The sequence below is a fragment of the Noviherbaspirillum suwonense genome (assembly GCF_900182955.1).
GTDB lineage: Bacteria > Pseudomonadota > Gammaproteobacteria > Burkholderiales > Burkholderiaceae_D > Noviherbaspirillum_A > Noviherbaspirillum_A suwonense.
On sequence record NZ_FXUL01000029.1, the window covers coordinates 65,024 to 76,448 of the forward strand.

Consider the following 11,425-nt stretch of genomic DNA (forward strand, 5'->3'; position numbering starts at 1 on the left):
ACACTGAGAAAGCCGCCCCATGTCCACCACCATGCTCATCACGATGCTCGTGTGCTTTGCCTTTTCGATATCGATCGCGGTATCGATCGGACTGGCCAGCATCGCCGGCATCTCCATCGCCAATGCCAACATGCTGCTGGTGGCGAAGGAAATCTTCAACTCGATCAACAAGTTTCCGCTGGCGGCGATCCCCTTCTTCATCCTGGCCGGCAACCTGATGGAAACCGGCGGCATCTCGCGCCGCCTGGTGGAATTCGCCAAGTCGCTGGTCGGCGGCATACAGGGCGGCCTGGCCGCCAGCTGCGTGCTGACCTGCATGATCTTCGCCGCCGTGTCCGGCTCGTCGGTCGCCACCACCTTCGCCATCGGCGCGATCCTGATACCCGCGCTGATCAAGCACGGCTACCCGGTCGGCTACGCGGCGGCGCTGCAGGCCACCTCGGCCGAACTGGGCGTGATCATCCCGCCGTCGATCCCGATGATCCTGTACGGCGTATCGGCCGAAGTGTCGATCGGCGAGCTGTTCATCGCCGGCATCGGCCCCGGCATCTTCATCGGCGTGGCGCTGATGATCTTCGCCGTGGTGTATGCCCGCTACAAGGGCTATGGCAAAAATGACCATGTCGGCAAGATGGACGTGCTGCCGGCCACGCGCCAGGCGGCGCTGGCCCTGCTGATGCCCGTCATCATCCTCGGCGGCATCTACGGCGGCGTGTTCACGCCGACCGAGGCTTCCGTGGTGGCGGTGTTCTACGCGCTGGTCGTCGGCGTCTTCATCTACCGTGAAATCAAGTTCCCCGACCTGGTTTCCATCTTCAGGAAATCGGTGATTTCGTCGGCGGTGGTGATGTTCATCATTGCCAACGCGGGCCTGTTCTCCTTCATGATCACCCGCGCCGGCGTGCCGGACATGATAGGCGCGTGGCTGGCCGACGTGCTCAAGAGCCCGGCCTACTTCCTTCTCGGCGTGAATGCGGCGCTGTTCGTGATCGGCATGTTCATCGAGACCTCGGCGGCGATCATCGTGCTGGCGCCGATCCTGGCGCCGGTGGCGATGCGCTTCGGGATCGATCCGGTGCATTTCGGGATGGTGATGGTGGTGAACCTGGCGCTGGGGATGATTACGCCGCCGTTTGGCGTGAACCTGTTTGCCGCGTGCACGGTGGCGAAGATATCGCTGGACCGGATCATTCCGCGGTTGCTGCCGTTTGTGCTGGTGGTGATTGGGTGCTTGATGGTGGTGACCTACTGGCCGGGGTTGTCGCTGTACCTGCGGGATGTGGTTTATCACAAGTGATGCTTTAGCTGCTTCGCGCAGCGAGCGTTGCGGTTGCAGTTGGCCCCGCGCAGCGACAGTTGCAGTTTCTTGTGAAGTTGCCGTTGCCGTTGCTTGTGAAGTTGCCGTTGCCGTTGCAGTGAATCCCCGTTGATGACGCCACGTCGCTGGTGCCGAAATCGGATAAAGAAGCGTCCGCTGTCTGAGCGAAGCGAGTTTCGGACGCTTCCCGATTTCGGCGCCAGCGGCGTGGGCACCCCGCGCAGCGGGGCGGCATCTCCGGGGTCGCCTTCTCTTGCCTACTTCTCTTGGCGAAGCAAGAGAAGTAGGTCGGCTGCCGGGCCGAAACCCGGCCAGGTCGTCTGGCAGGACAGACGGTATTGCTTCACCCGCCAGCCGGCGCACCGTCGCGAAGCCGCTTCTGCAGTTGGCGACGGCTGCAAGTTACGAGAACGCGCCACAGCGCAAGGCGCCGATGCTGCGTCTGCTGACGGGTGAAACATTGAGGCTTCACTGCCGTGGGGAGTAGCCGGGTGTTCGGCCCGGCAGCCGACCCGCTTTTTTGCTTCGCCAAAAAAGTGGGGCAAAAAAGGCGACCCCTACGATGGCGGTCCGCTACGCGGACTGCACGCGCCGCCAGCACCTGAAACGGGAAGCGTCCGAAACTCGCTTCGCTCAGACAGCGGACGCTTCTTTATCCGTTTCAGGCACTGGCGACGCGTCGCCATCTAACGGGGATTCACTGCAACGGCAACAGCCACTTCACAAGCAACGGCAACGGCAACAGCCACTTCACAAGCAACTACAACTGTCGCTGCGCGGGGCTAACTGCAACCGCAACAGTCGCTGCGCGGGGCTAACCGCAACCGCAACCGCAACTGTCGCTGCGCGGAGCCGGCCCACAACCATCAACCCATCTCCGCTACACGCAGCGCGCCCCATCCACCTCGATGCAGACGCCGCTGATGAACGACGCCTCATCCGAGGCCAGGTAGAGCGCCGCGTTCGCCACATCGAGGGCGGTCGAGAACCTCCCGAGCGGAATCGACGACAGGAACTTCGCCCGCCGCTCCTCGGTGATCTCGCCGCCGATGAAGGAAGTCGACAACGCCGTGTCCGGGTTGAACACCGGATTGATGCAATTGACCCGGATATTGTCCGGCCCCAGCTCCACTGCCATCGACTTGCTGGTGCCGATGACAGCCGACTTGCTGCCGTTGTACCAGGTCAGGCCCGGCCGCGGCCGCACGCCCGCGGTGGAGGCGATGTTGATGAAGACGCCGCCGCCCTGGCGCCGGAACACGGGCGTGGCGTGGATGGCGGCCAGGTAGACGCTCTTCACGTTGACCGCGTAGCAGCGGTCGAAGTCTTCCTCGGACACGTCCAGCATCGGCTGGTTCATGTGGGTCCAGCCGGCGTTGTTGACCATCACGTCGAGCCGGCCGAACTGGCGCACGGTTTCCTCCACCAGGCTGGCCATGCTGGCGCTGGACGTGACGTCGCCCTGGATGAAGCGCGCACGCCCGCCGCCGGCCAGTATCTCTTCGGCCACCCGCTGCCCGGTCGCCGGCTGCAGGTCGTTGACCACCACGGTCGCGCCCTCCTCGGCCAGCCGCTTGGCGATGCCTTCGCCGATGCCGGAACCGGCGCCTGTCACGATGATGACCTTGTCTTTCACACGCATTTCGTCTCCTGTTCTTATCGTTTGAAGCGCTCAGCCATGCCGGATGGCGATGGTCTTGAGCGTGGTGAATCCATACAGCGCCTCGAAGCCCTTTTCACGGCCGTGGCCGCTGGACTTGACGCCGCCGAAGGGCAGTTCGACGCCGCCGCCGGCGCCGTAGTTGTTGATGAAGACCTGGCCGGCGCGCACCGCGCGCGCCATGCGCATCTGGCGGCCGCCGTTCTCGGTCCAGACGCCGGCCACCAGGCCGAAGGCGGTGCTGTTGGCCAGCCGGATCGCCTGCATCTCGTCGTCGAAGGGCATGGCCGCCAGCACCGGCCCGAACACTTCCTCCTGCGCCAGCCGGTGCGTGTGCGGCACGTCGCGCAGCAGGGTCGGCGCCTGGTAGAAGCCGCTCTCGGGCGCTTCCGGCACGACGGTGCCCTGCGCCATCACCGAGATGCCGTCGGTATGCGCGTCCGACAGGAAGTCCCAGACCCGCTGCTGCTGCGTGCGCCGGATCAGCGGGCCGCAGTCGAGGTCCATCTGCGCCGGGCCGACCTGCAGCCGCTCGAACACGCTGGCCAGCAGGTCCAGCACTTTTTCGTAAACCGGCTTCTCTATCAGCAGCCGGCTGCCGGCGGAACAGGTCTGGCCGGCGTTCTGGACGATGGCGCTGGTCACCGCCGGCAGCAGCAGGTCGAGGTCGGCATCGGCGAAGACGATCTGCGGCGACTTGCCGCCCAGTTCCAGCGTCACCGGCACGTGGTTGACCGCGGCTGCCTGCGCGACCAGCGTGCCGATCGCGGCCGAGCCGGTGAAGGACACATGGTCGATGCCCGGGTGCGACACCAGCGCGGCGCCGGCCTCGTGGCCGTAGCCGGTGACGATGTTGATCACGCCGGCCGGGAAACCGACTTCGGCGGCCAGCTCGGCCAGCGCCAGGATGGACATGCAGGCATCCTCGGCAGGCTTGACGACGCAGGTGTTGCCCGCCGCCAGCGCGCCGCCCACCGAGCGGCCGAATATCTGCAGCGGATAATTCCACGGGATGATGTGCCCGGTCACGCCCAGCGGCTCGCGCAGCGTCATGACCGTGTAGCCGGCCTGGTAGGGAATGGTGTCGCCATGCAGCTTGTCGCAGGCGCCGGCATAGAACTCGAAATAGCGGGCCACCGCGGCGGCGTCGGCGCGGGCCTGTCGCAGCGGCTTGCCGCAATCGCGCGCCTCGAGCTGCGCGAACTCCTCGACCCGCTCGGCCAGCGCCAGCGACAGCCGGTACATCAGCCGGCCGCGCTCGGCGGCCGACATCAGGCTCCACTGGCCCTCGAACGCGGAACGCGCGGTGTCCACCGCGAACTGGATGTCGGATGCGTCGCCGCGGGCGATCTCGTCATATTGCTGGCCGTCGGACGGGTCGATGACAGGAATCGCCTGGCGCGACGCCGAGGCAACCCAGCGGTTGCCGATGTAATGCTGGTCGGGCATGTTGCTCCTCTTTATACGTTATCAGTGCTGGTCGGCGCACCGTCGAATGAATGACACCTGTGCGGAGGGCCAAGTTCAACCGCACGCCGGATTTCCCTTTCCGCGTTGGAGGCGGGAAGCACCTAGTTGTATGATCACAATACATTAACTTCCCGGATTGCATCAAATGACCAAGGTCGAGTTCCCGATCGAAACACTGGCCCCGCCGGCCAAGATGCCAGACCGGGTGACTGCGTCGCTGCTGTCGCTGATCCGCAGCGGCGACTACCAGCCGGGCGCCCGCCTCCCGTCCGAGATGAGCATGGCCAAGAGCTTCGGCGTCAGCCGCACGGTCATCCGCGAAGCGGTGTCCCGGCTCAAGTCGGAAGGACTGGTGGAATCGCGCCAGGGCAGCGGCGTGTTCGTACGCAGCGCCGGCATGGACATGCCGTTCCGGATCGACCCGGCGGTCGCCGGCTCGGCGCGGTCGGTGCTCCAGATCGTCGAACTGCGGCGCGGGCTGGAGTCGGAAATCGCGGCGCTGGCGGCCGAGCGGCGCAGCCCCGCGCAGCTCGACGAGATCCGGGCGGCGCTGGAGGCCATCGATGCCGACGTGCGCGGCGGCGGCGACGGCGTCGACGCCGACATGGCGTTCCACCAGGCGATCGCCCGCGCCACCGGCAATCCGCATTTCCTGTCGCTGTGGGATTTCCTGAGCCAGTTCCTGCGCGGCGCAATGACGGTGACGCGGGCGCTGGAAGCGAGCCAGCCAGACATGGGCAGCCAGGTGCTGGACGAACACCGGGCGCTGCTGGACGCCATCGCCGCCGGCGACCCGGTGGCCGCCAGCGCCGCGGCCCGGCATCACATGGTCATGGCGTCGCGCCGCATCGGCACGCTGGAGGCGGGCGCGCTGGGCGCCTAGAACCAGGCCCGGGACGCGCCAGGCCAAGCCAAGCTTTTCGCTTGCCGATACAATGTCCCGGCCATTAAACCAACGAAACCAGCGAGACAATCCAACATGACAGCAGCCAGCCCCACGTTGCCGCAGGCGGCATCGCACCAGTCCGGCCTGAATCCGGAACGCCTTCAGCACATCACCCGCGCAGTGCAGGCCGACATCGACGCCGGCCGCATTCCCGGCGCGGTGATGCTGATTTCCCACCATGACCAGACGGTCTACGAGACCGCGCTCGGCAGGCAGGACCCGGCAGGCGATACGCCGATGTCGATCGACACGATCTTCCGCATCTACTCGATGACCAAGCCCATCGTGTCGGTGGCGGTGATGATGCTGGTCGAGGAAGGCCGGCTGCTGATCAGCGAGCCGGTGTCAACCTACCTGCCGGAACTGGGACAGCCTGACGTGGGCGTGCAGGGCGCGGACCGCGAAGGCTGGCCGGTGCTGGAAACGGTCGCCGCGCACAGGGAAATGACAGTGCAGGACCTGCTGCGCCATACCTCGGGGCTGACCTACGGCATCTTCGGCGAGTCCATGGTCAAGAGCGCCTATACCGAGGCCGGCGTCGAGCGGCGCGACGTCACGAACGACGAGCTGGTGCGCCGCCTGGCCAAGGTGCCGCTGGCCTACCAGCCCGGCACCGTCTGGGAATACAGCCGCTCGACCGACGTGCTGGGCGCTCTGGTCGAGCGCATTTCCGGCATGGCGCTGGACGAATTCCTGCAGCAGCGCATCCTCGGGCCGCTGGGCATGAAGGACAGCGGCTTCTGGGTGCCGGCGGAACAGCAGCATCGCATCGCCGAGGCGTTCGCCACCGACCCCGACAGCGGCGTCGAGGTCAAGCTGATCAATGTGCGCAGCAAGCCCGCTTTCCTTTCCGGCGGCGGCGGCATGGTGTCCACCGCCCGCGACTACCTGCGCTTTGCGCGCATGCTGGCCAGCGGCGGCACGCTGGACGGCGTGCGCATCCTGTCGCGCAAGACGGTGCAGTACATGACCAGCGACCACCTGGGCGACCTGCCCGGCGCCCGCATGACGCCCGACTTCCTGCCCGGACCCGGCTACGGTTTCGGCCTGGGTTTCGCGGTGCGCCTCGCCGACGGCGACGCGATCGTGCCCGGCTCGCAGGGCGACTACAACTGGAGCGGCCTGGCCGGCACGTATTTCTGGGTGGACCCGACGGAAAACCTGGTCGCCATCTGGCTGATGCAGGCGCCCGAGCAGCGCGCCCACTACCGGCAGCTGTTCCGCAACCTGGTGTATGCGGCGCTCTGAGCTCATGCAACCGACTTATGCAACCGACTTATCGATGAACATGATGACTATCGCAACCTTGCTTGAACAGGATTTCGGCACCCTGCCCGCACTCATCCACGCCCATGCGACCGAGCGTCCGGACCATCCGGCGCTGGTGCAGGACGGCCGCAGCGTCAGCTACGGCGAACTCGACGCGCTGATGGACCGCGTCGCCGCCTCGCTGCAGCGCGACGGCCTGCAGCCGCGCGACGCCGTCGCCGTCTGCGCCGGCACCTCGATCGAATACGCGGCGCTGTTCCTGGGCGCGCTGCGCGCCGGCGTCGCGGTGGCGCCGCTGGCGCCGTCGTCCACTGCCGACAGCCTGGCGGTGATGATCGACGATTCCGGCGCGCGGCTGCTGTTTACCGATGCGTCGACCGCCGCCACGCTGGAGCCGGTGCAGGAGCGGCTGAAGGTCGCGCAGGTGCGGCTCGACAATAGCGCGGCGCCGAACTGGGATGGCTGGCTCGCGCCGGCAGGCAGCCAGCCGCAGCCGGTCGAGCTGCAGCCGGACTGGGTGTTCAACATCATTTATTCGTCCGGCACCACCGGCGCGCCCAAGGGCATCGCCCAGCCGCATGCAATGCGCTGGCTGCATGTGAAGCGCGGCCACCTGAACGGCTACGGCACGCAGGCGGTGACGCTGATCTCGACGCCGCTGTATTCCAACACCACGCTGGTCAGCTTCTTCCCGACCATCGCGCTCGGCGGCACCGTGGTGCTGATGGCCAAGTTCGACGCCAGCGCCTATCTCGAACTGGCGCAGAAGCACCGCGTCACCCATACGATGCTGGTGCCGGTGCAGTACCAGCGCCTGATGGCGCACCCGGAGTTCGACCGCTACGACCTGTCTTCCTTCCAGATGAAGTTCTGCACCAGCGCGCCGTTCTCGGCCGCGCTGAAGGCGGACATCGTCAGGCGCTGGCCGGGCGGCATGCTCGAGTACTACGGCATGACCGAAGGCGGCGGCACCTGCATCCTGGCGGCGCACGAGCACCCGGACAAGCTGCACACAGTGGGCCAGCCGGCGCCGGAGCACGACATCCGCCTGATCGACGAACAGGGCCGCGAAGTCGGCCCGGGCGAGACCGGCGAAGTGGTCGGCCATTCGGGCGCGATGATGAAGGGTTATTACAACCAGCCGGAAAAGACCGCCGAGGCCGAATGGTATTCGCCCGAGGGCAAGCGCTTCATCCGCACCGGCGACCTGGGCCGGTTCGACGCCGACGGTTTCCTGACGCTGCTGGACCGCAAGAAGGACATGATCATTTCCGGCGGCTTCAATATCTATCCGAGCGACCTCGAAACCGTGCTGCGAGAGCACCCGGATGTGGCGGACGCGGCGGTGGTCGGCGTGGCGTCGGTCGCCTGGGGCGAGACGCCGGTTGCCTACGTGGTGCGCAGGCCCGGCGCCGCCAGCGATGCGCAGGCATTGCTGTCCTGGGTGAACGAACGCGTCGGCAAGACCCAGCGCCTGTCGGCGCTCGAACTGACCGACGCGCTGCCGCGCAGCGCCATCGGCAAGGTGCTGAAGCGTGAACTGCGCGACCGCTTCCAGGCCGGCGCGAAACCGGCCTGAAACTGACCTGAAACAGGCCTGAACGGGAAGGACGAGGCGCTGCGCAGCGCCCTTTCTGCCATTTGATACCTTTTAAAGGAGCGGCATGACGCCTGCAGGCTCGCGACGCGCCAGGCTGCGCAAGCGCGCTGTCGGTTACCTGCATCGCGGCTGGGCATGGCTTATCGGCCCCCTGCTCGTCGGGCTGGTCGCCGTCGGACTGGCTTACGGCAGCGAGGAAGTGACGCGCTTCAACCGCTGGCTATGGTCCGGGCAGCCGCTGCTGCCCCTGCTGCTGATGCCGGCTGCATTTGCCGCCCTGGCATGGCTGAGCCGGCGCTGGTTTCCAGGCGCGCAGGGCAGCGGCATACCGCAGGCAATCGCTGCGATGGAAGGCGAGGAGCGGGTGGCGCCGCGTTCGCTGCTGTCTCTGCGCATCGTGGTCGGCAAGGTACTGCTGACGCTGGGCGGCCTGGCGGCGGGCGCGTCGATCGGGCGCGAAGGGCCCACGGTGCAGATCGGCGCCGCCATCATGCACGCATTCCATGGGCGCGGCCCGCTCCAGGGCGAGCAGCAGCGCCGCACGCTGATCCTGGCCGGCGGCGCCGCCGGCATCGCCGCGGCATTCAACACGCCGCTGGCCGGCATCATGTTCGCCATCGAGGAATTGAGCAGCCGCCACGTGTTCAAGGCCAACAGCTCGACCCTGATCACCGTCGTGCTGTCGGGGCTGGTGTCGCTGTCGCTGCTGGGCAATTACACCTATTTCGGCACGACCAGTGCCGCGCTGGACTGGCGCGGCGGCGCGCTGGCCATTGCGGTCTGCGGCATGATCGGCGGACTGGCCGGCGGCCTGTTCAGCCGTTTCCTGATCGCGTTCAGCTACGGCCTGCCCGGGCGTGTCGGCGTCTTCGCCCGCAGCCGGCCGTTCGCCTGGGCGGCCGCCTGCGGCTTCGGCGTCGCGCTGCTCGGCGTGGCCACCAGCGGACTCGTGTTCGGCACCGGCTATGACCCGACCCGCATGACCCTGGAAGACAGCGGCGCCCTGCCCTGGCATTTCGGTATCGCCAAATTCGCGGCCACGCTGCTGTCGTCGGCGGCCGGCATTCCCGGCGGCATCTTTGCGCCGTCGCTGGCAGTGGGCGCGGGCATCGGCGACAACCTTTCGATGCTCCTGCCCGGCCTGGCCCAGCACAGCGCAGTGGTGCTGCTGGTGATGGCGGCTTACCTCGCGGGCGTCACCAGGGCGCCGCTCACGTCGTTCATCATCATGATGGAAATGACGGACAGCCATCACATGCTGATGCCGCTGATGGCCACGGCGCTGATTGCCAGCGCAGCGTCCAAGGCAGTCTGCCGCACGCCCCTGTACCATGCGCTGGCGAACAGGCTGATGCCGGCGCCGGAGGCCGTGCCGTCCCAGGTCCCTGCGCGCCAGGCGGACCCCGGTTAAGACGGGCCGCGCGGCATCAGGTCATGCCGGCTCATGGCCGGTCGTGTCCGCGAGCGCCTGCCTGACCGCATGGTGGCGGGCATCGACCTCGCGCCTGTCGGCTTCCTCGGGCAAGGCCTCGGCCGCGCCCCGCGCGATCATGCCGGCATGCCGTTGCAGCGTGGCGCGGTCGGCTGCGCGCGTCGTTACGCTGGCAACGACCGCAATCGACTCCAGCAGGCGGATGGTGACCTCGACGCTGCCCCGCGCGTAATTGCGCAGCGGATTGAAAGCCGCGTCCGCCAGGTCGGAAAAAGTGTACGGAAGCGCAATGATCCTGAGCTGGCGCGCATCATCGTAACGGCAGGCGCCGGGGAAACGACGCTGCGCCAGCCGGCAGAACGCGGACCCGAGCCGGTCGATGCAGGCAATCGCCGTATAGGGATCGTTGATGCCCGGCGACAGCGCGCGCGTGGCAATTTCAACCAGCTGCAGTATTGCAAACTCAACATCCTGTGCGGCAGTGCGCTGGTTGTCCAGCACGAATGCCCGCTGCAGCTGCTGCTGCATGTCCTCAGGAACCCGGTCTGCCGGCGTCGCATGGAGCAGAGGCGTGCCCTGCACGATGTAATGGCCTGGCCGCCGCACCAGATGAAGCACGGTATCGGTGTCCTGGGCAAAACGCATCAGTGTTTCGGCGTCGACGATCTGCAGATAGCCGTCGCTGCCTGCACTGACGACGCGCGGCGGGGAGCCCTCGTGCCGGCGCGACAGGTCCGCGGGCTCGTCGGCATCCTCGCCCAGGTGTTCAGGAAACAGCCGGTTCATCGTGTCGTCGAGTTCGGCGCCGACCCGGGCAATCACTTCATCGGCCTGGATGGACACCGAGACATGGTGGATGAAGTAAATCAGCACCCACAGGCTGGCCAGCGCGAAGACCACGCCCAGTGTGACCGAAAGATGCGGCACGAACACGCTGCCTTCCTCGCGCCGTATGGTGCGAAGCACCAGCAGGCAGTAGAGAAACGTCGAGATGAACGTGCCAAGAACGAGCTGGTTCGCCGTGTCGCGCATGAAATTGCGCAGGAGCCGCGGGCCAAACTGCGAGGACGCAAGCGACAGCGCAACCAGCGTCAGCGAGAACACCACGCCGGCGATCGTGATCATCGAGCCGGCAATGGTCTGGAGCACGGCGCTGGCGCCTTCCGTTCCACCGTTGTAGACCCAGTCGAGCCGCCGCAGCCATTGCTGCGTTGCCGACTGGTCGACCGCTACCGTGATGAAGGAAAGCCCGACCGCTGCGGCTGCCATCAGCGAAGGCAGGAACCAGAAACTCGATCGGACGAGATCCCAGTACTTGAGAATTTGCGCCCTCATCGCTGTCCGTCCCGAACCTGGGAATTGCGCGCGAGTGCTGCAGGATGCTCTGTATTGTCCATTACGCCTCGCTGAAATTTGTAGTCGCGACCGGATCTTCGCCGGGCTGTTCAGGCTGTGCTCTGCTTGCATCGTAGCAAACGATCCATTCAGCCGTGGCCTGGAGCGCCTGCACGCGCCGGCCTGCACCGGTTCCGCCTGAAAAAAAGGCCGGCATATCGCCGGCCTTTCCTGTCGGTGCCACGCCTGCGTGGCGCCTATTCTTCCTGGAACGCTTCCTCGCGCTTGCTCTTGATCGACGGCAGCGCCACGATCAGCACCAGCAGCGCCGCCGCGATCAGCAGGCCCAGCGAGATCGGCCGCGTGAAGAACACGCTGAAGTCGCCCCGCGACAG

General features: G+C 66.5%; 8 protein-coding genes and 1 pseudogene. 5 read left to right on the top strand and 4 right to left on the bottom strand.

Going from position 1 to position 11,425, the window contains the following annotated elements:
- Positions 1 to 19 precede the first annotated feature (19 nt).
- Positions 20 to 1,297 (top strand): TRAP transporter large permease, encoded by a 1,278-nt coding sequence (locus tag QOL82_RS25640; RefSeq protein ID WP_283445161.1) that lies wholly within the window; start codon positions 20 to 22, stop codon positions 1,295 to 1,297.
- Positions 1,298 to 2,198: 901 nt separating this feature from the next.
- On the opposite strand, the gene QOL82_RS25645 is transcribed toward QOL82_RS25640, so the two are convergent.
- On the bottom strand, positions 2,199 to 2,960 hold the full coding sequence (locus QOL82_RS25645; RefSeq protein ID WP_283445162.1) for an SDR family oxidoreductase: 762 nt from the start codon (positions 2,958 to 2,960) through the stop codon (positions 2,199 to 2,201).
- 30 nt (positions 2,961 to 2,990) lie between these two features.
- Positions 2,991 to 4,427 (bottom strand): aldehyde dehydrogenase family protein, encoded by a 1,437-nt coding sequence (locus QOL82_RS25650; RefSeq protein ID WP_283445163.1) that lies wholly within the window; start codon positions 4,425 to 4,427, stop codon positions 2,991 to 2,993.
- A 166-nt stretch (positions 4,428 to 4,593) separates the two neighbouring features.
- Here QOL82_RS25650 and QOL82_RS25655 point away from each other — a divergent pair, with 166 nt between their 5' ends.
- The 4 genes from QOL82_RS25655 (at position 4,594) to QOL82_RS25670 (ending at position 9,674) form a co-directional block, all read left to right on the top strand.
- Positions 4,594 to 5,331: a FadR/GntR family transcriptional regulator gene (locus QOL82_RS25655; protein WP_283445164.1), complete on the top strand. Its 738-nt coding sequence runs from the start codon at positions 4,594 to 4,596 to the stop codon at positions 5,329 to 5,331.
- A gap of 96 nt (positions 5,332 to 5,427) precedes the next feature.
- Complete coding sequence (locus QOL82_RS25660) at positions 5,428 to 6,642, top strand: serine hydrolase domain-containing protein (RefSeq protein ID WP_283445165.1); 1,215 nt, start codon at positions 5,428 to 5,430, stop codon at positions 6,640 to 6,642.
- A gap of 43 nt (positions 6,643 to 6,685) precedes the next feature.
- Positions 6,686 to 8,242: a class I adenylate-forming enzyme family protein gene (locus QOL82_RS25665; protein WP_283445171.1), complete on the top strand. Its 1,557-nt coding sequence runs from the start codon at positions 6,686 to 6,688 to the stop codon at positions 8,240 to 8,242.
- Between the two features lie 85 nt (positions 8,243 to 8,327).
- On the top strand, positions 8,328 to 9,674 hold the full coding sequence (locus QOL82_RS25670; RefSeq protein ID WP_283445166.1) for a chloride channel protein: 1,347 nt from the start codon (positions 8,328 to 8,330) through the stop codon (positions 9,672 to 9,674).
- A gap of 21 nt (positions 9,675 to 9,695) precedes the next feature.
- Here QOL82_RS25670 and QOL82_RS25675 read toward each other — a convergent pair whose 3' ends face one another.
- Together QOL82_RS25675 and QOL82_RS29335 are read right to left on the bottom strand one after the other, a co-directional pair.
- Positions 9,696 to 11,030, bottom strand: a complete 1,335-nt coding sequence (locus tag QOL82_RS25675) for a DUF2254 domain-containing protein (protein WP_283445167.1) — start codon at positions 11,028 to 11,030, stop codon at positions 9,696 to 9,698.
- A 257-nt stretch (positions 11,031 to 11,287) separates the two neighbouring features.
- Positions 11,288 to 11,425 (bottom strand): annotated as a pseudogene (locus QOL82_RS29335) (tripartite tricarboxylate transporter permease); the annotation flags it as partial.